The sequence below is a fragment of the Nostoc sp. NOS(2021) genome (assembly GCF_017115025.1).
In the GTDB taxonomy this organism is placed as follows: Bacteria; Cyanobacteriota; Cyanobacteriia; order Cyanobacteriales; family Nostocaceae; genus Nostoc.
Genome location: NZ_JABXKM010000272.1, coordinates 1 through 19,837, shown reverse-complemented (window position 1 = coordinate 19,837; position 19,837 = coordinate 1). Strand labels below are relative to the sequence as shown.

At 42.1% G+C, this 19,837-nt stretch carries 14 protein-coding genes; 9 read left to right on the top strand and 5 right to left on the bottom strand.

What is annotated here, in order from left to right; genetic code table 11:
• The coding region (locus HWQ41_RS27165; protein WP_292770066.1) for a hypothetical protein at positions 1 to 203 on the bottom strand (203 nt) is incomplete at its 3' end.
• A 321-nt stretch (positions 204 to 524) separates the two neighbouring features.
• Between HWQ41_RS27165 and HWQ41_RS27160 the strand changes: the two genes are divergently transcribed.
• Together HWQ41_RS27160 and HWQ41_RS27155 are read left to right on the top strand one after the other, a co-directional pair.
• On the top strand, positions 525 to 1,097 hold the full coding sequence (locus tag HWQ41_RS27160) for a chemotaxis protein CheB (protein WP_292770064.1): 573 nt from the start codon (positions 525 to 527) through the stop codon (positions 1,095 to 1,097).
• A 4-nt stretch (positions 1,098 to 1,101) separates the two neighbouring features.
• Entirely contained in the window at positions 1,102 to 3,147 is a 2,046-nt protein-coding gene (locus HWQ41_RS27155) for a response regulator (protein ID WP_292770062.1), read from the top strand.
• A 108-nt stretch (positions 3,148 to 3,255) separates the two neighbouring features.
• On the opposite strand, the gene HWQ41_RS27150 is transcribed toward HWQ41_RS27155, so the two are convergent.
• Entirely contained in the window at positions 3,256 to 3,627 is a 372-nt protein-coding gene (locus tag HWQ41_RS27150) for a DUF2237 domain-containing protein (protein ID WP_292770060.1), read from the bottom strand.
• Positions 3,628 to 4,083: 456 nt separating this feature from the next.
• On the opposite strand from HWQ41_RS27150, the gene HWQ41_RS27145 reads away from it, so the two are divergent.
• The 6 genes from HWQ41_RS27145 to HWQ41_RS27120 all read left to right on the top strand — a co-directional run bounded on the left by HWQ41_RS27145 (position 4,084) and on the right by HWQ41_RS27120 (position 13,589).
• On the top strand, positions 4,084 to 4,386 hold the full coding sequence (locus HWQ41_RS27145; RefSeq protein WP_292770058.1) for a type II toxin-antitoxin system HigB family toxin: 303 nt from the start codon (positions 4,084 to 4,086) through the stop codon (positions 4,384 to 4,386).
• Positions 4,367 to 4,783, top strand: coding sequence for a transcriptional regulator (locus tag HWQ41_RS27140; protein WP_292770056.1), 417 nt, complete (start codon positions 4,367 to 4,369; stop codon positions 4,781 to 4,783). The genes HWQ41_RS27145 and HWQ41_RS27140 overlap by 20 nt, the downstream gene beginning before the upstream one ends.
• Positions 4,784 to 4,955: 172 nt before the next feature.
• Positions 4,956 to 5,168, top strand: coding sequence for a hypothetical protein (locus tag HWQ41_RS27135; RefSeq protein WP_292770054.1), 213 nt, complete (start codon positions 4,956 to 4,958; stop codon positions 5,166 to 5,168).
• A 244-nt stretch (positions 5,169 to 5,412) separates the two neighbouring features.
• A complete protein-coding gene (aroC, locus tag HWQ41_RS27130; RefSeq protein WP_292770052.1) occupies positions 5,413 to 6,501 on the top strand; it encodes a chorismate synthase in 1,089 nt (362 codons plus the stop codon).
• Positions 6,502 to 6,820: 319 nt separating this feature from the next.
• Positions 6,821 to 12,115: an AAA family ATPase gene (locus HWQ41_RS27125; RefSeq protein ID WP_292770050.1), complete on the top strand. Its 5,295-nt coding sequence runs from the start codon at positions 6,821 to 6,823 to the stop codon at positions 12,113 to 12,115.
• 34 nt (positions 12,116 to 12,149) lie between these two features.
• On the top strand, positions 12,150 to 13,589 hold the full coding sequence (locus HWQ41_RS27120; protein WP_292770048.1) for an ATP-binding protein: 1,440 nt from the start codon (positions 12,150 to 12,152) through the stop codon (positions 13,587 to 13,589).
• A gap of 207 nt (positions 13,590 to 13,796) precedes the next feature.
• On the opposite strand, the gene HWQ41_RS27115 is transcribed toward HWQ41_RS27120, so the two are convergent.
• Positions 13,797 to 14,093, bottom strand: coding sequence for a DUF3288 family protein (locus HWQ41_RS27115; protein ID WP_292770046.1), 297 nt, complete (start codon positions 14,091 to 14,093; stop codon positions 13,797 to 13,799).
• Between the two features lie 348 nt (positions 14,094 to 14,441).
• Between HWQ41_RS27115 and HWQ41_RS27110 the strand changes: the two genes are divergently transcribed.
• The gene (locus tag HWQ41_RS27110) at positions 14,442 to 16,895 is read left to right on the top strand and encodes an ATP-dependent Clp protease ATP-binding subunit (protein ID WP_292770070.1); all 2,454 of its coding nucleotides are present in this window, start codon (positions 14,442 to 14,444) and stop codon (positions 16,893 to 16,895) included.
• A 190-nt stretch (positions 16,896 to 17,085) separates the two neighbouring features.
• Here the strand turns inward: HWQ41_RS27110 and HWQ41_RS27105 are convergent, their stop codons facing one another.
• Both HWQ41_RS27105 and HWQ41_RS27100 read right to left on the bottom strand, forming a co-directional pair.
• Complete coding sequence (locus tag HWQ41_RS27105) at positions 17,086 to 18,186, bottom strand: AI-2E family transporter (protein WP_292770068.1); 1,101 nt, start codon at positions 18,184 to 18,186, stop codon at positions 17,086 to 17,088.
• Positions 18,187 to 18,329: 143 nt separating this feature from the next.
• Complete coding sequence (locus HWQ41_RS27100) at positions 18,330 to 19,763, bottom strand: bifunctional orotidine-5'-phosphate decarboxylase/orotate phosphoribosyltransferase (protein WP_292770044.1); 1,434 nt, start codon at positions 19,761 to 19,763, stop codon at positions 18,330 to 18,332.
• Between the last annotated feature and the right edge of the window lie 74 nt (positions 19,764 to 19,837).

The window sequence follows — 19,837 nt, the reverse complement described above, 5'->3', positions numbered from 1 at the left end:
CCTAATAAGAATGAGGTACAGCTTAACCTCACCCCGATAAAGCTGTGCTTTATCTCCCCTCTCCTTACTAAGGAGAGGGGTAGGGGTGAGGTTTTGATATGTATTTCATACACCTGGAAACCGCTATAGAAGCGAATGAAGGTAAGTGGTAAGTTAGTAGCTGTGGTGGAACTGGAGAATGCTGAAAGGATTTTATGAGCCATCAAGTCACACTAAGAAGATGTTTGGAAAGTCTCAATTCATACTAGCCCTGGCGACTATAAGTCGCGCGCCAGGTGCTTCTCCCTTCGCGTAGCGTCTCGTAGAGAAGGGGAGACGCGCAAGGGACAAATCGGCGTAGCCGCCCAACGCACTGGCTTGGCTATACAGGCAAAACCCACCTGCGCGGGTTAAAAACCCTTGATTTTCTCTGAATCCACGGAGGTGGACTAAGCTTTGTGTAGTAGCGAATTATATTCGCCCAATACTTTCCAAACATCCTCTAAGATTGAAACCCACATTCTACAGGTGTGAGGACTAAACAAGTGTCGTTTAAAATTGTGGTAATTGGTACTTCTTTGGGCGGATTATCAGCATTAAAAATTATCCTGGGGAACTTACCAGCAGACTTCTTAGTGCCGATCGCGATCGTGCAACACCGTCACAAAGAGTCTAATAATACACTCCAGGAGTTATTACAAGAATCAACTTTGTTGCCGGTTCGAGAAGTGGAAGACAAAGACGAAATACTACCAGGACATATTTACATAGCTCCAGCAGATTATCACTTGCTGGTTGAACTAGATCACTTTGCTCTTTCGACAGATGAGCCTGTTTCCTATGCCAGACCATCTATTGATGTGCTGTTTGAGTCAGCAGCCGATGTCTATACTGAGCAAGTTATTGGTGTAATATTGACAGGGGCAAATCAAGATGGTATGCAAGGTCTTAAGAAAATAAAAGCGCGCGGAGGACTTACTATCGTACAGGAACCTACCACAGCTGAGAGCGATGTTATGCCAGAAGCAGCAATTTCTGCTGTTGCAGTAGACTGGATTTTGACACTCTCAAACATTGCTTCCCAAATGGTCAAGCTTTGTCACTCATCACGGAAATAAACCCATGCAGATGGAACCCAAAGTAAACATCCTCCTAGTAGATGATAAGCTAGAAAATTTGCTGGCACTAGAGGCAATCCTAGAAAAACTAGGGGAGAATCTCGTGAGAGCTACTTCTGGGGAAGAAGCTTTGAGGTGTCTGCTGCATCAAGACTTTGCAGTGATTTTGCTGGATGTGCAAATGCCAGGGATGGATGGCTTTGAAACTGCTACCTTGATTCGCAATCGGGGGCGATCGCGTCACACTCCAATTATCTTTCTCACCGCCTTTAGCACTAGCGACCAAATGCTGTTTAAAGGCTATGCCTTGGGCGCAGTTGATTATCTGCTCAAACCATTAGACCCCAATATCTTGACTTCTAAAGTCACAGTATTCGTAGAACTATTTAAGAAAACAGAAGCCGTCAAGCAACAAGCAGCGCAGCTGGTAGCTGTGAATGCGGAACTCAGGCAAAGTGAAGAACGATTGCGATCGCTGAGTACCTGTTCACCCGTTGGCATTTTTGAAATTGATACTGAAGGAGGCTGTAGGTATACTAATCCCCGCTATCAGGCAATTTGTGGTTTGAAAGCGGCAGAGAGTTTAGAAAAAAGATGGCTAGAATCTGTTCATCCAGAAGATCGAGAACAAGCAGTTGCCAGTTGGTCTGACTACATTCGTGAAGGTCGTGACTACTCTGAAGAGTTTCGCTTTCAAACTGCTTACGGTAGCATCCGTTGGGTTCAAGTTCGCTCATCACCGATGCTTTCCGGTCAAGGAGAATTGCTGGGATATGTAGGCACCCTCGAAGATATTACTGAACGCAAACAAGCAGAAGAAGTCCGCGCTCAAGTGATTCGAGAACAGACGGCAAGACAGGAAGCAGAAGCAGCAAATCGGATGAAAGATGAGTTTCTCGCCGTTCTTTCCCATGAACTCCGCACACCCCTAACCTCAATGCTGGGCTGGTCAAAAATCCTCCGCTCTAAGAAACTTGACGACAAAGCCACTTCTCGCGCCTTGGAGGCGATCGAACGCAACGCTATATCTCAGATGCAACTAATTGAGGATATTTTGGATGTATCCCGGATTATCCGTGGTCAGATGCGGTTAAATGTATCTGCGGTGAATCTGATCTCGGTGATGGAGGCAGCCTTAGAGGCAGTGCGTCCCCTAGCCGAACCAAAAGATATTAAGTTATATACTGTCCTGGATACTTCGGTAGGGTCAGTTTATGGCGATTCAGCCCGGTTACAGCAAGTTGTCTGGAACCTACTAACTAATGCTATTAAGTTTACCCCTAAGGGTGGCAGGGTAGAAGTCAGGCTATCAGTAGTCTGTGGTGAAGAACAACAAACAACTCACAAATACGCCCAAATTCAAGTTATCGATACGGGCATTGGCATCAGTTCCGAGTTTTTACCCAAAGTATTTGAGCGTTTCCGGCAAGCAGATAGCACCACAACGCGATCGCACAATGGACTAGGACTAGGACTAGCGATCGTCCGTCATCTAGTGGAACTGCACAAGGGTACAATCTTTGCCCAAAGTTTAGGCACTGGACAAGGAGCAACCTTTACTGTGAGACTACCACTGTTACAAGACAATAGGGGTAGCAGGGGGAGTAGAGAAGCCGCAGGAGAAATTTCTTCCCCTGTGGCATCGATGCCGCTTGCTGGATTAAGAGTTTTAGTTGTAGATGATGAAGCAGATACCCGTAACTTTCTCAGTTTTATGTTTGAGGAGTATGGAGCGATCGCCACTGCGGTAGCATCAGTTGAGGAAGCGCTAGCAGTAGTTGAACAAGCAAAACTAGATATCCTGATTAGCGACATCGGCATGTCAGAGCAAGATGGTTATACGCTGATTCGGAAACTGCGCTCTTTAGAACCAGAAAAAGGTGGACGTATTCCAGCGATCGCTTTAACAGCATATACGCGAGAAGAAGACCGCTTAGAAGCGCTAACAGCAGGGTTTCAGCAGCATTTATCTAAGCCAATTGACCCCACTAAATTGATTGCTATGATTGCGAATGTTTTAAAACTACCTCTGGAAGTTCCCGTGAGTTGATTTTGAATTGGGGAGTGGGGAGTAAGAATTTTAGATTTTGGATTTTAGATTGAAATTTAATCCAAAATCTAAAATCTAAAATCTAAAATTGAATTGCCCAATGCCCAATCAAGAGGAAGTTAGGGCATATTTTTTCAGTTCGTCTAGGGAAACCACTTCCAAAGCTCTAGCATGGGTTGCAGAGAGAATGACGGGTGGAGCAACGCCAGCTTCGAGAGCTTCTTGCCAGCGAGAAGCACACAAACACCAGCGATCGCCAGGCTTCAGCCCAGGAAAATTAAAATCAGGAACAGGTGTGCTGAGGTCGTTTCCCCGCGATTTGGTGAACTCCAGGAATTCTGATGTCACTTCGGCACATATGACGTGCGATCCGAAATCCTGACCACCTGTGCGACAAAAACCGTCGCGGTAAAACCCAGTTATGGGAGAAGTACAGCAAACCTCTAGGTTTCCATCGATTACGTTTTTAGCGTCTGTCATCGTTAATTCGTTGTACTTGATTTTCCACTTGGATATAAGCCTATATTGACACTTCTCTAGTTGAATTAAAATCGCTATCCCTTATTAAGCAGGGAATTATAGAATCACTAGTTATACCAAGTTGCAAATTTTACAGTTATTAAGAATGGTGCAAAATCTCAGTAGAATCCCCAGGCGCAGACAGAATTGCCACTGTCACAATTAAAGTTTTACGAAGTTATAAGGGTTTGATGTGCTACTCAAAAGCGCTATCTTTAATCAGATTTTTGGTGATCGCACTTGCTAAATCTGGTAAAAAGTATCTTTTTACCGAAAGTCTACCGCCATTAGGGATAAAGCGAAAAACCTCAATCATTAGGCTCTTGACACCGACTTAGCAAATTGCTAACTTAGGAATAACACAATGGAGACGCGAGGAACGGCTTATGAACTTTACCCTAAGAAAAATCATTTACTATGCACATCATTTCTACTACAGCACTGAAACTTTTTTATCAAAAGTATCCTGATGCTGAGTCTAGTTTACGTGGTTGGTACAAAGCTGCAAAATCAGCAAAGTGGCAGAATATACTTGAAGTTCGCCAAGCTTTTAACTCTGCTGCTCTAGTAGGTGAACTTACAGTTTTTAATATTCAAGGAAACAAGTATCGCCTTATTACTTATATTGACTATCAAAGCAAAAAAATATTTATTCGTAACATAATAACCCATACAGAGTACGATACCGACAAATGGAAAAATGACCCTTGGTTTAAATAAACACCCTACCTACATTGAGCTACTACAAGCATTTCCTCCTCGTCCTATCAAGACTGAAGAGGAGTTATTTGCTACCCAAAAAATTATTGATTCTCTGATAGACAGCGCCCCATTAACATCAGATGAAAAAGATTATCTTAATATTTTAGGCACTCTAGTTTATGAGTATGAGCAAACGCAGCAGCCCGTGCCTGATATTTATGGAGTAGATTTACTTCAGGTTTTGATCGAAGAAAATGGGCTACTCCAAAAAGATTTAGTACCCATTTTCAAAACAGAATCTATTATATCGGCCATATTGAAAAAGCGACGTAATTTAACAACCAGACACATTGAAGAACTGGCAGAATTTTTTCATATTTCACCTGCTGCTTTCTTCCCAAATTATCTTGATTAACCCATTATTAGTTGAGTGTAGAAGTGCGATCGCACTTGCTAAACCTGATAAAAAGTATCTAAATATTCATGCTACATTTTTATAAGAATTGCATTATTTGCTGGTGATAACTATAAGACTTAAAAGTTAGGCAAAGTCACGATGAAATTAAACGATATATGTTGTAAGTCCAATGTTGAAGCTACTTGAAGATGCAAGAGATACAGAGGCTCTATTAGAGGATTTTGACCAATGGAGGATCAAAGCAATACAAACGCGGCAAGACACAAGTTTTGCTGCGTTTGTGGAAGATATTGAGAGGAAGATGAGTTTGTACTTTCCTGAAACCGTGCAGTGTGGCTTATCTGCACCTTGCAAGATTTCTGGAAGCGAAAATTTTTTTTAGAGTTCCACAATTACTAAAGTGAAGTTCCAATAAAAACCCCTGGTAGTTAGCCAGGGGTAATGCAAGTCAGTACTTTTCGCATGGAATGTATCCTACTCAAATACCATAGCAACCGTCTAATTTACAGATATGCCATTTTGCCAAACAAAAAAACCCTACCGTATTTGCTTAGATCAGAGCAAAAACAAACTTTTGCAAAAACTCTAGGTAAAATACATAAGCCTCATTCTTTTTCCTCAATATCATGGGCAACACTTTTGGTCATCTATTTCGGATAACTACTTTTGGCGAGTCTCACGGCGGCGGTGTGGGGGTTGTGATTGATGGTTGTCCTCCACAACTAGAAATTTCCGCAGAAGAAATTCAAGTAGAACTAGATAGAAGGCGTCCCGGACAAAGTAAAATTACGACTCCTCGCAAAGAAGCGGATACCTGCGAGATTTTATCAGGGGTATTTGAAGGCAAAACACTAGGAACGCCGATCGCAATTTTGGTGCGGAACAAAGACACTCGTCCCCAAGACTACGACGAAATGGCCGAGAAATATCGACCTTCTCACGCGGATGCAACTTATGATGCAAAATATGGCATTCGCAATTGGCAAGGTGGGGGTAGGTCGTCAGCGCGTGAGACAATCGGAAGAGTAGCAGCAGGTGCGATCGCTAAAAAAATTCTCCGTCAAGTCGCCAATGTCGAAATTATCGCTTACGTCAAGCGCATCAAAGACTTGGAAGGTGTAGTTGATCCAAATACTGTCACCTTAGAACAAGTGGAAAGCAATATCGTCCGTTGTCCTGATGCTGAATGCTGCGATCGCATGATTGAATTAATTGAGCAAACAGGCAGACAAGGTGATTCTATCGGCGGTGTAGTAGAATGTGTGGCGCGAAATGTGCCGAAAGGTTTGGGCGAACCAGTATTTGATAAATTGGAAGCTGATATCGCTAAGGCTGTGATGTCTCTCCCTGCTAGCAAAGGCTTTGAAATTGGTTCCGGTTTTGGGGGAACGCTGCTAACGGGAATTGAGCATAACGACGAATTTTATATTGATCAAAATGGTGAAATCCGCACACTAACAAATCGTTCTGGTGGTATTCAAGGGGGGATTTCCAACGGGGAAAATATCATTTTGCGAGTTGCATTTAAGCCGACAGCAACAATTAGAAAAGAGCAGAAGACTGTAACTCGTGACGGCGAAGAAACGCTATTAGCAGCGAAAGGACGCCACGATCCTTGTGTATTACCGCGTGCAGTTCCAATGGTTGAGGCAATGGTGGCGTTAGTGCTGTGTGACCATTTGTTACGGCATCATGGGCAGTGTCAGGTCTTGTAAGCACTACACTTTGACTTGCAAAAAATATTTATCGTAAATCAAAGGGTTTAAGACCCCAACAATACAGGTAGCGCGGAGTCGGAGTCACTCCGCCTCCGATCAGTTTCAGTCGGGGTTTAAATAAGAGTCTGAAGTAGATGTATAAGGGATATAGCAATCCTATTTGATTTGCTCTCCACCGAGACGTTCAGATCCCCGACTTTTTGAAGAAGTCGGGGATATTTTTTTTTTGTTCGTAAAGTCTCCAAATGGGTACACTAACTCCAACAAAGTAACTGGGACAGCATTAACCCACTTTTTTTTAAGGAGTACCCAAACTATGCTTACGCTTTCCGGCTATCAAATTCTTGACCAAATCTACGAAAGCAGCAACTCTCTGATATATCGAGGCTACAGGGAAGCCGATGACCAACCTGTAATTCTCAAAACCCTGCGAGATGCTTATCCTTCGCCAGAACGCATTGCTTGTTACCAGCGTGAATATGACATTATCCACAATCTTCATCTCACAGGAGTTGTCCAAGTTTACGCTTTGGAAATTCACCAACAACGGCCAGTCTTAGTGTTAGAAGATTTCGGCGGTAGTTCTTTAGCTCAATTGCAGTTAGCTGGAGAAATAGAGTTAGAACAGTTTCTCCAGTTGGGTATTTCTATCGTTGAAAGCCTTAGAGAAATCCACGCAGCTAACATCATCCACAAAGATATTAACCCCTCAAATATTGTCTTTAACCCCGACACAAAACAAGTTAAAATCATCGACTTGGGTATTTCTACTGTTTTGTCACGAGAAACCCAATCATTCAAAAATCCCAATGTTCTAGAAGGCACTATTACTTACATTTCTCCTGAGCAAACGGGTCGAATGAATCGGGCGATTGACTATCGCAGCGATTTCTATTCTTTAGGAGTGACCTTTTATAAGTTACTAACAGGAGAAGTGCCGTTTGAAGGGGATGATGCTCTAGCATTGATTCATTGCCATATTGCTAAACAACCCGATAAATTCAAAATTCAAAATTCAAAATTCAAAAATAAACAACTCATTCCCCAAGTCCTCTGTGATATTGTGATGAAACTGATGGCGAAAAATGCCGAAGACCGCTATCAGTCTGCTTCTGGTATTCAGGCAGATTTAAAACAATGTTTGCATCAACTGCTAACCAATGGGAAAATCGAGGTGTTTCCGTTGGGTAGTCAGGATGTCTCTGATCGGTTTATAATTCCGCAAAAACTCTATGGACGGGAACCAGAATTAGAGACGCTATTGGCGGCTTTCGATCGCATCACCAATGGTACAACTGAACTGATGTTGGTTGCAGGCTATTCGGGAGTGGGCAAATCAGCTTTAGTCAATGAGGTTCATAAACCGATTACAGCTAAACGCGGCAATTTTATTACTGGTAAATATGACCAGTACCAAAAAAATATTCCCTACTACGCCATTTCTCAAGGATTCAATGATCTGTGTAATCAATTATTGACTGAAAGTGAATCTGTTTTAAAACAATGGCAAGAAAAAATATTAGCTGCTGTTGGCAATAATGGACAGGTTTTGATTGATATTATTCCTAATTTAAAATTGGTGATTGGCGAACAACCTGCTGTAGCTCAGGTAGCTGTACAAGAAGCCCAAAACCGTTTTAATTTAGTCTTTCAAAACTTTATTAAGGCTATTTGTCAGGCTGAACATCCCCTAGTTTTCTTCATTGATGACTTGCAATGGGCTGATAGTGCCTCGCTAAAAATGCTGAAGATTATTTTAGGCGATCGCAACATTCAAAATTTACTCATCGTCGGAGCCTATCGAGATAATGAAGTAGATTCCATTCATCCATTAGTGATGACTTTGGATGAGATTGAGAAAGAGGGAGGATCTGTATCCAAGATTCATTTAGAAAACCTGACCCCTAAAGATGTGAATGCTTTAATTGCGGAAGCATTGGGCTGTTCAACTATCTTTAGTCAGGCATTAACTAATTTGGTTTGCGAAAAAACTCAGGGTAATGCCTTCTTTATCACTGAATTTTTAAAATCTCTCTATACAGATATGCTACTCAGCTTTGATTCTACAAAAAAGCAGTGGTGCTGGGATTTAGAGCAGATTCAAGCCAAGGACATTACTGATAATGTTGTGGAATTAATGACAAGAAAAATTGTCAGTTTGGCAGAAGAAACTCAGAAAAATTTGCAGTTAGCTGCTTGTATTGGCAATAATTTTGATTTGTCCACATTGGCTGTGATTTCTCAGCAATCAGCCAAGCAAGCATTAGAGCATTTATTACCAGCACTAAAAGAAGGTTTAATTGTCCCCGTAAATAATCAATATTATCTGAGAAGTTTTAGGGATGAGAAAAAAGCTAGTTGTAAATTCCAGCACGATCGCGTCCAACAAGCTGCCTATTATTTGATTCCAGAAGCCCAAAAGCAAGCAACCCATCTGCAAATTGGGCGACTGATGTTGAGCAATACATCAGCAGCAGAGCAAGAAGAGAAAATTTTTGAAATTGTTAACCAATTAAATATTGGTGCAGAGTTAATTAACACTCAAAGCGAACAGCATGAATTAGCCAAGTTGAATTTATTAGCAGGACGTAAAGCTAAAGCATCTGCTGCTTATGAAGCTGCTATGGAATATTTTTCAGTCGGCATTAAATTACTAGCAGCAGATTCTTGGCAAACAAACTATGACTTTACCTTGACATTATTTGAGTCAGCAGTAGAAGCAGCATTTGTGTGCGGTGACTTCACACAGATGCACAGATGGATAGAGGAGGTACTGCAAAAGACTCAAGTTTTGTTAGACAAGGTGAAAGTTTATGATATCAAAATCCAAGCCTTTTCAATCCAGAATCAGTTGCAAGCAGCGATCGCAACTGGTTTAGAAGTTCTGCAAGCCTTGGGAATTCACTTTCCCTCTACTCTGAGTCACTTAGAACTGGGCAAAGTGATACAGCAAACGGCAGATCATCTGGCGGGAAGGGAAGTTGAACACCTGCTCAACTTGCCCCAAATGCAGTCAGATCAACAACTGGCAGCGATGCAAATTCTTTCCAGCATCATGTCACCTGCCTTTCGAGGAGGACATGAGATACTCCCATTCCTTGTTTTAGAGATGGTGAATTTATCTCTGGTACATGGCAATACGGCACTATCAACGGTTGGCTACGTGATGTACGGATTAATTCTCTGTGGAAGCTTGGAAGAGATTCCATTGGGCTATCAATTTGGTCAACTTGCTTTGAGCCTATTAGAACTTTACGATGCTCAATATCTCGAATGTTACATCAACTTTGTCTTTAATGTTTGTATCTGCCATTGGCAACAAGCAGTCCAGAAAACCATCAAGCCCTTAAAAGAAGCCTATCAAATTGGTAGAGACCGAGGAGATATACAATTTTCCGGTATTTGTGCAGTTTATGCTAGCGTGCATTCTTGGGGGTGTGGCGAAAACTTGGTGGAAGTTGAACGGCAAATTGCTAGCTACCATCATGCCTTCCGTCAAGCCCAGAACAAAATGGCTCTTGAGTATCTAGCTATTTATTGGCAGTTAACTTTAAATCTGCTAGGGGCAACTGAAAATACTTGTCTTTTAAGTGGGGCAGCTTATCGGGAGGAGCAAATGCTACCCTGGCATGAGCAAGCGAATGATCGCACTGGATTGGCGCACGTATATTGCTCGAAGCTTATTCTCTGCTATCTTTTCCAAGATTTTCCACAAGCCGCAGCCAATGCTAAAGAGTTAGAAAAGTGTCTAAATGCAGTAATAGGACTCACAATCGCCCCACTTTACAATTTCTACGATTCTCTGACGGCCTTATCTTTATATGCTGATGCCCTGCCATCGGCACAAGAAGACTTATTAGAAAAAGTCACAGTCAATCAAGCAATAATGCAGAATTGGGCGAACTACGCGCCGACAAATTTATTGCACAAATTTTATTTAGTGGAAGCTGAACGGCATCGAGTCTTAGGACAAAAAGCAGAGGCTATTGAGATGTACGATCGCGCGATCGCTAAAGCTACAGTTCATGAATATCTTAACGAACAAGCGATCGCCAATGAACTCGCTGCCAGATTTTATCTCCAATGGGGCAAAGACAAAATTGCTCAAGACTATCTGCTCAACGCCTGTTATGCCTACACTCGCTGGGGAGCCAAAGCAAAAGTAGAAGATTTAGAAAAACGCTATCCCCAATTTTTCAGCCAAGCCCAAAGAAACTCTCAATTTCCAACCTCTCAAACCATCTCTATTAGTACTACCACCCGATCAACTTCCTTAGACTTAAACAGTGTCCTTAAAGCCTCCCAAGTTCTGGGGCGAGAAATTAAGCTCGATACTTTACTGACCAAACTAATGACAATCGTCATCGAAAATGCTGGGGCAGAAAAGGGTTATTTACTTCTCAACCAACAGGGAGAATGGCAGATTGCAGCATCAGGAACAATTGACTCAGATGCAGTTAAAGTCAGAGAAGCTACCCCCATCGAAACCTTCAGTAAACCAATATTATCTCATGCTATTATCGATTACGTTGTTCGTACCAAAGATAGTGTTGTATTAAGCGACGCTGCTAATGAAGGTAACTTCACTCGTGATTCTTACATTCATCAACAGCAACCTAAATCTATCTTGAGTTTTCCTCTCCTCAATCAAGGCAATTTGATCGGGATTGTCTATTTAGAAAATAATCTCACAACTGGAGCCTTTACACCAGAGCGGGTGGAAGTTCTGAATTTGCTATCTTCCCAAGCTGCTATCTCCATTGAAAATGCTACCCTGTACAACACCTTAGAACAAAAAGTAGCCGAACGCACCCAAGAATTGTCTCAAGCTCTAAAAGACTTGAAAGCTACCCAAAAGCAACTGGTAGAATCGGAAAAAATGGCGGCTTTGGGTGGTCTTGTGGCTGGAGTTGCTCATGAAATAAATACACCTGTCGGCACCAGTATCACCGTTGCTTCTACTTTAGCTGACGAAACCCGTTTGTTTATTACGGCTGTCGAACAAGGTCAATTAAAACGCTCAGTCTTAAACAACTATCTGGAGATTGCTAAGGAAAGTACTGACCTGATTCTCAGCAACCTCAATCGTGCGGGAGAACTAGTGCAAAGCTTCAAACAAGTAGCTGTGGATCAGACTAGTTTGGAACAACGAACATTTGTAGTCAAGCAGTATTTGGAAGAAATTGTTACCAGCTTAAATCCCAAACTCAAAGAAGCTTCCCATACCCTGACTGTGACAGGAGATGAAACTGTTAAAATTGACAGCTATCCTGGGGCTTTGGCGCAAATTGTCACCAACTTAGTGATGAATTCCTTAACTCATGCCTATCAACTTCACGAATCAGGGCAGTTGCATATTGAGGTGAAGCGAGAAGGCGAGCGTATTGTGATTCAATATAGCGATGATGGTTGCGGCATTCCGCAACAAAACTTAAACAAAATTTTTGAGCCTTTCTTTACTACTGCTAGGCAAAAAGGAGGTAGCGGTTTAGGTCTGCATATTGTCTACAACTTAGTCACTCAAAAGCTACAAGGGAAAATTGATGTTTACAGTGAGGTAGAAAAGGGAACCCTATTTACAGTGACACTACCTCTGACCACAAACTATTAAGTTTTCTTGTTCTTTTTAACAAAGTTGGTTGACAATGCTTAACGCTACCCATACTATATCTCTCTTATTGACAGACGATGAAGTTTTCGTGTTTGAAGATGATCAAGAGCAGATAAGTAATAAAACTCAATTAACTCCTTTGGAGCTAGAGAATCAGGCACAAGAGACTTCTAAAACTTGGAAAATGATGATTGTGGATGATGATGTTGAAGTCCACCAAGCAACCAAGCTGGCTTTGAGAAGTTTTACCTTTGAGGGCAAATCTTTAACTTTTCTCTCTGCTTTTTCGGGAACAGAAGCCAAAAAGCTGATTGCAGTTCACCCAGATACCGCATTTATTTTATTAGATGTGGTGATGGAAACTAATGATGCTGGGTTAAGGGTGGTTAAGTATATTCGGGAGGAGTTGAAAAATCAGATTGTGCGGGTGATTTTACGCACAGGACAACCAGGAGATGCGCCGGAAGAATCAGTGATTTTGAATTATGACATCAATGATTATAAGTTGAAGGTGGAATTAACTCGCCAAAAGTTAATTACAAGTGCGATCGCTGCTCTCAGGTCATACCGCGATTTAATCACCATAGAACAACAAAAAGCACAATTAACTCAAGCATTGCACGACCTGCAACAGACACAATACAGTCTCGTGCAAAAGGAAAAAATGTTTGCACTGGGCAACCTCGTTACAGCGATTGCCCACGAGATTAATAACCCGATTAATTTTATTGCAGGCAATATGAAACCTGCTCAGGACTACATTCACGACTTGTTGGCACTTATCGACCTTTATCGGCAAACCTTTCCTCATCCGGGAGCAGAGATTGAGGAAGCGATCGCCACAATCGATTTAGACTATCTCCAAGAAGACTTGCCTAAACTCATCTGTTCCGTGAAAGAAGGTAGCGATCGCATCCGTGGCATCAGCGCCAGTCTCCGCACCTTCTCTAGAGCCGATAGCGATCGCAAAGTTCCTTTTAATATTCATGAAGGCATTGAAAGTACATTACTTATCTTGAAGCACCGATTAAAAGGCAATGAGCATCGTCCTGACATTGAAGTAGTCAAAGATTACGGAGAAATACCTCAATTAGAATGCTTTCCTGGGCAACTCAACCAAGTGTTTATGAATCTCATTGCCAACGCCATTGATGCTTTTGAAGAATCTAACAAAGGGCGTAGTTTCCAACAAATCAAAGACAATCCCAATCGCATCACAATTCAAACCACCTTGTCTGAAGATCGGCATCACGTCTTGATCAGAATTAAAGACAATGGCGAGGGAATGTCGGAAAATGTCAAGCAAAAATTGTTTGGTTACTTATTCACCACCAAGGCAGTAGGCAAAGGTACAGGTTTGGGATTGTCGATTTCCCGGCAGGTTGTGGAAGAAAAACATGGTGGACACCTCACAGTGACATCTGAGTTAAACAAAGGTACAGAATTGGCGATCGTCATTCCAGTGGGGAGTTAGGAGTTTGGAGTGGGAGGGATTAACAATTCAAAATTCAAAATTCAAAATTCAAAATTCAAGACATTTTCAGACTCTTATTTAAACCCCGACTGAAAATAACGCTACCTGTATTGTTGGGGTCTTAAACCCTTTGATTTACGATAATTAATGCCCAATGCCCAATGCCCAATGCCCAATGCCCAATGCCCAATGCCCAATGCCCCATAACTAATTCCAATCCTGTTCCTCTTTCTTGCCGCGACTTTTGTAAATTCCCCCCAAATCGTGAATTTTGCGAGTTTTCTCAAAAAGCTCGGCTTCGGTCAAACCCCACTGCTGCAAGACTTTATCAAGGTCTTTTTGGATGTCTCTCGCCCCTGGAAACCCTTGATAACGCATTCGCAGTCTAGCTAATTCTGCTAAGTTATAGTCTGTCGCCTCTTGAGCGAGTAAAATATCAATAAGGGGGCGATCGCGATTATAAAGAGGATGTTGTTGGTCTTTCCCTGCGGGTGCATCAGTCATCGTGAGTTAAGAGTTAGGAGTTAGGAGTTAAGAGTGCTGAGTTCTGAGTTTGAAGTTTAGCCGAGAGCAGAGGAGCAGAAAAGGCAAAAGAAAATTATCTTCTGCACTGAAAACTTAATTGTAAAATTGATAACTCCTTACCTACTCATCAGTCCGAACTCATCACTCCTAACTCTTAACTCCTCACTCATAGTAGACGGCAACTACACCTGAGGTCTTACGGCTCTCACCACTGCCACTTAACTTTAAATAAAGTTACATTAGTCCTTAAGAAAATACAAAAAACTTTAGATGAGGGTGAATTTTATCTCACCCAAAGTCCAAGCAGCTAGGGAGCAAGAACCCGCTATGTTTGAACACTTCACTTCCGAAGCCATTAGAGTAATTATGCTAGCTCAGGAGGAAGCACGTCGCCTGGGACATAACTTTGTAGGAACTGAACAAATTCTCCTGGGTTTGATGGGAGAAGGAACAGGGGTTGCTGCTAAAGTGCTGGCCGAGTTAGGCGTTACCCTCAAAGACGCACGTCGCGAGGTAGAAAAAATTATTGGTAGGGGTTCTGGCTTTGTACCACCAGAAATTCCTTTTACCCCCAAGGTAAAAAGCCTCTTTGAGCAATCGTTTAAAGAAGCTCATAGTCTGGGACAGAATTACATTAACACTGAACACCTACTCTTAGGATTGACCGAGGCTGGTGAAGGTGTCGCCGCCAAAGTACTGCAAAATCTAGGGGTTGACTTCAAAAGTGTCCGCAGTGCCATAGTTCGCCGTTTGGGTGAAAATGCACCGGCTTTCGCTGGTAGTGGTAGTCAAAAGCGCACCCAACCGCTAACGATGGAAGAGTATGGCAGGAATTTGACCAAATTAGCACAAGAAGGCAGACTTGACCCCGTAGTTGGTCGCCAGAAGGAAATTGAGCGTGCTATCCAAATTCTCGGTCGCCGCACTAAGAATAACCCAGTGTTGATTGGAGAACCAGGAGTTGGTAAAACTGCGATCGCTGAAGGTCTAGCTCAACGTATTATCAACCAGGATGTTCCCGAAAGCTTACAGGGTAAACAAGTTATCAGCCTCGATATGGGGTCATTGGTAGCTGGAACTCGCTTCCGTGGCGATTTTGAAGAACGCATCAAAAAAGTCGTGGAAGAAGTCCGCACTGTCGGCAATATCATCCTGGTGATTGACGAAATTCACACCTTGGTTGGCGCTGGTGGTACAGAAGGTGGCTTGGATGCAGCCAACATCCTCAAACCTGCCTTAGCACGAGGTGAACTCCAGTGCATCGGCGCAACTACCCTCGATGAGTATCGTAAGCATATCGAGCGCGATGCCGCCCTAGAGCGTCGTTTCCAACCGATTAAGGTCGGGGAACCCTCAGTAGAGGAAACCGTACAAATTCTCTACGGTTTGCGCGGTGCTTATGAACAACATCACAAAGTCACAATTTCGGATGCGGCACTTGTCGCAGCAGCAGAATTATCAGATCGCTATATTAGCGATCGCTTCTTGCCCGATAAGGCAATAGACTTGATTGATGAAGCAGGTTCTCGCGTTCATCTGCGGAACTCTCAGAGTTCTCCGAATAAAGAACTCAAGCGTGAACTCGCTGGCGTTACCAAATCTAAAGAAGCAGCAGTCAGAGTCCAAGATTTTGACAAAGCTGGAAGCCTGCGCGACCAAGAGTTAGAACTCGCAGAACAACTGCAAGCAACATTTACACAAAACGGTCAACCTGTCAACTCTACCGTCGTTGACGAAGAAGACATCGCCCAAATCGTTGCTTCTTGGACTGGCGTACCAGTCAACAAACTAACTGAATCTGAGTCAGAGTTGCTCCTGCACCTAGAAGACACTCTGCACCAACGACTCATCGGACAAGAGCAAGCAGTCTCGGCTGTATCTCGCGGTATCCGTCGCGCCCGCGTCGGACTAAAAAATCCCAATCGTCCCATTGCTAGCTTTATCTTCTCTGGCCCCACTGGAGTCGGTAAAACAGAATTGGCGAAGGCACTAGCTGGCTACTTCTTCGGTTCGGAAGACTCGATGATTCGCCTAGATATGTCCGAATACATGGAAAGCCACACCGTCGCCAAGCTGATTGGTTCGCCTCCGGGTTATGTGGGATACGACGAAGGCGGACAACTTACAGAAGCTGTGCGGCGGAAACCATACTCAGTGCTGCTATTCGACGAAATCGAAAAAGCACACCCCGATGTATTCAATATGCTGCTGCAACTCTTGGATGACGGTCATCTTACCGATGCTAAAGGTCGGAAAGTGGACTTCAAGAACACGCTGATCATTTTGACTTCCAACATCGGTTCCAAGGTGATTGAAAAAGGTGGTAGTGGTTTAGGCTTTGACTTCGACACTCAAGCCGACGCTAGTTATAACCGCATCCGCACTTTGGTAAATGAGGAATTGAAAGCTTACTTCCGTCCTGAGTTCCTCAACCGTCTCGATGAGATTATCGTCTTCACCCAGCTTTCTAAGGATGAAGTTAAGCAAATCGCTGAAATTATGCTCCGCGATGTTGCTAGCCGCTTGACGGAAAGAGGAATTATCTTAGAAGTTAGCGATCGCTTCAAAGATCGTGTGATCGAAGAAGGCTATAACCCCAGCTATGGTGCTAGACCATTACGCCGGGCAATTATGCGCCTCCTAGAAGATTCTCTCGCCGAAGCAATGCTGTCTGGTGAAATTACAGATGGAGATACAGCGATTATCGATGTTGATGATGACTCTCAGGTAAGAGTCAAAAAATCAGAGAAACGAGAATTACTCTTGGCAAATGTTGGTTAATTTTATACCTGATCACTTTTTGCTGTAATATTTGAGAAACACCTAGCCTCTTATCTAAGTAGAGGCACTAACAGGGGCATCTCCGACAAACATCAAGTGAAATGGTATTATATCTTTCACCCCTAGTATAAATGCTAGGGGTTTTTTTATGCAGTTCCTTTTGAGTGGGCATCTTATTTTTATCAACAAATCATTGCGATATTGATTCCTCTGGCAAGAATTCTGATGCTGCTTCACCCTCAACTATATTATCAGAATCACCAGATTTAGAAAAACCATCTGCTACATCTTTGATAAAACCAGCTAGAGGTACCGCGACTAGCAAACCCAAGACTCCACCAACATTGGTTCCTACAAGCAAAGCAATTAACACCCATATTGGTCTAAGTCCAGTAAATTTGCCTAAAAGACGCGGTGCGATCGCCTGATCAATTAACTGGTCAATGACAACAGCTACCGCAAAAACCTTCACTGCTAGCCAAAAGTCATGTGTGGCTACTATGAAAATTATTACAATTAGACTGACGACATCACCAAAGGGAATTAAGCTCAAAAGCCCAACTCCCAAACCAAAGAGTAAAGCAAACTGGACTTGAAAACCTAAAAACATTAATGTTTCTGAAACTCCCATCAGCAAAGCCAAAGTTCCCTGACCAATCAAGTAATTTTGAAAGTTTTGCTGAATAGATTGACTTACCTTCGGAGCAAAACTTCCAGGTAACTTTTTAAATATTCCCTGCCAAATTCTTGGGCCATCTAACAATAGATAAAAAGTCAGCACTACCGTAATTAATGCTTCAGAAATATTATCAATTGTATCTATGATAATGCTTAAAAGTTTATCCGAAAGAAACTCTAGTTCATTGGGTAATTGGTCAGTTATTCGTGTTAATAACTGGCTTAAATTCACATTTAATTTGTGCCTAAAAAACCAATCATTTAAAATCTGAAGTTTTTCTTCACTAGAATCAATCCATTGGGGAAGGACTTTAACCATCTCATTAAATTGCTCTAAAACAATGGGCACTAAAGTTATACCCAGAGCAACAAAAATTACCAATGCTAATATAAAAACTAATGTTACTGCATAGCCGCGTTTAACTCCCCTCTGTTGGAGAATCGAAACAGGATAGTTTAAAACGAATGCAAGCAAAGTAGCCAAAACCAGAATTGTTACAACAGGTTGAAAGTTTTTAACCAGTAAAAATGCTAGCCAAGCATTGAGAAACACTAGAGGAAATAGCAGCGTAAAAATTAACCATCTAAGTAGTTGATTCAGTGAAAAATTCATCATTAATTTAAAAATCAAAATTATTCTAGTTACTAGATTTAACCTGTGAATTTGCGAATTAAATATGCTCAAGGGTAAGTAAATGAGAAAAATCTTACCCCCATTCCCTGCTCCCTACTCCCCACTCCCCATTATTCCGATTACTAACTTTCAGCAAAAGCTAAAAATTGCTCCTCATTTATTCGCCCTGCTTGATACAGAGTATTAGTAATTTCCGAAATAGTTAAAACAGCATGACCGTGATAACCATTTTGCTGTAACCTATCTTTCACCCCTTGTTCATGGTCGATAAATACCACAATATCATTAACATTTAATCCTGCTGATTTCAACTTTTCTGCCCCTTCCATAACACTTTTGCCGCTAATCAGAATATCATCAACTACCACAACCGTTTCACCAGGATGAAAGTTACCCTCAATTACTCTCCGAGTTCCGTGTGCCTTCACCTCTTTACGCGGGAAAATCATTGGACAATGAAGGCGCAAAGCTAAACCAGTCGCAGTAGGTAAAGAACCGTAAGGAATACCTGCTAACCTATCAAAAATCAGATTCTTCAAAATATCCTCATAAGCTGTGAGAACTTGATTAAAAACTTGGGGATTGGAAATAATTTTGCGTAAGTCGATGTAATAAGGAAATATCGCTCCTGATGCTTGGACAAAGCTGCCAAACATAATACAGTCAATGTCATAAAGTTGTAAAATCAAATCCTGTTGTGGGTGCTGATTTAGCAAACAAACATCAGGAAACCACACAGAACATGTGGAATTTTGGTGAATAATTTCAGCTTTTATTTGATTAATTTCTGCGCGTAAAGACTGGACTTCCTCAGATAGTTGTGTATTACCCAACATATCTTGAGGAACAGGAATCAGCAAACCATCACCGTTAGCATTCAAACCTGCTTCTAAAATTTGCTTCAGGTTTCCACCTTGCGCCCAAATGCTACGCGCCATAATAATTCGTTCAGGCGCAATTGCTCGAATAAGTGCTAAAACTTCAGGATTTTTAGTCCCCACTTCCAAACCCAATTGTTCTGGAGTCCCCCAGGTTTTTGATTCTTTTACTACCTGTAAATAAAGGGGTGATTCCTTCGTAGGATATTGCTGTAAAGCTTCTGCACCTGGATTAGAAGTACAGCATAAAATCAACACCGCCTTATCAGGATAAACTAAAAAAGGCGCTACATGATCTTGTCCTGTATAGGGACTGAGAGTGATTGCATCCACCTGCCATTCTGTAAACACAGTCCGGGCAAAAATGGTACTAGTATTTAAGTCACTGTGTTTGGCATCTAAAATAACTGGGATGTGGGCTGGAATAGCTGCTAAAGTTTTGTACAGCAGTTCTAAACCGGGAATACCTAACGCTTCGTAAAAGCCAAGTGTCGGTTTATAGGCACAAACAAAATCAGAAGTTTCAGCAATAATGAATTGTAACCACTTCTCCAAACCAGCGATGAGTTCTTCAGATTCATAACGTACAGGCATCATTTCTGGATTTGGATCAAGTCCTACAAACAGTAAGCTTTGATTTTGCAAGATATTACGATTCAATTTATCAAAAAAGTTCATAATTTTCGTTTAAAAAAAGAGTCATTAGTCATTAGTCATTAGTCATTAGTCATTAGTCATTAGTCATTAGTCAT

Excerpts from the sequence above, each read along its gene's own strand:
- HWQ41_RS27155 (WP_292770062.1), top strand. The coding sequence starts at position 1,102 with ATGCAGATGGAACCCAAAGTAAACATCCTCCTAGTAGATGATAAGCTA.
- HWQ41_RS27150 (WP_292770060.1), bottom strand. The coding sequence starts at position 3,627 with ATGACAGACGCTAAAAACGTAATCGATGGAAACCTAGAGGTTTGCTGT.
- HWQ41_RS27145 (WP_292770058.1), top strand. The coding sequence starts at position 4,084 with ATGCACATCATTTCTACTACAGCACTGAAACTTTTTTATCAAAAGTAT.
- HWQ41_RS27140 (WP_292770056.1), top strand. The coding sequence starts at position 4,367 with ATGACCCTTGGTTTAAATAAACACCCTACCTACATTGAGCTACTACAA.
- HWQ41_RS27135 (WP_292770054.1), top strand. The coding sequence starts at position 4,956 with ATGTTGAAGCTACTTGAAGATGCAAGAGATACAGAGGCTCTATTAGAG.
- aroC (WP_292770052.1), top strand. The coding sequence starts at position 5,413 with ATGGGCAACACTTTTGGTCATCTATTTCGGATAACTACTTTTGGCGAG.
- HWQ41_RS27125 (WP_292770050.1), top strand. The coding sequence starts at position 6,821 with ATGCTTACGCTTTCCGGCTATCAAATTCTTGACCAAATCTACGAAAGC.
- HWQ41_RS27120 (WP_292770048.1), top strand. The coding sequence starts at position 12,150 with ATGCTTAACGCTACCCATACTATATCTCTCTTATTGACAGACGATGAA.
- HWQ41_RS27115 (WP_292770046.1), bottom strand. The coding sequence starts at position 14,093 with ATGACTGATGCACCCGCAGGGAAAGACCAACAACATCCTCTTTATAAT.
- HWQ41_RS27110 (WP_292770070.1), top strand. The coding sequence starts at position 14,442 with ATGTTTGAACACTTCACTTCCGAAGCCATTAGAGTAATTATGCTAGCT.
- HWQ41_RS27105 (WP_292770068.1), bottom strand. The coding sequence starts at position 18,186 with ATGAATTTTTCACTGAATCAACTACTTAGATGGTTAATTTTTACGCTG.
- HWQ41_RS27100 (WP_292770044.1), bottom strand. The coding sequence starts at position 19,763 with ATGAACTTTTTTGATAAATTGAATCGTAATATCTTGCAAAATCAAAGC.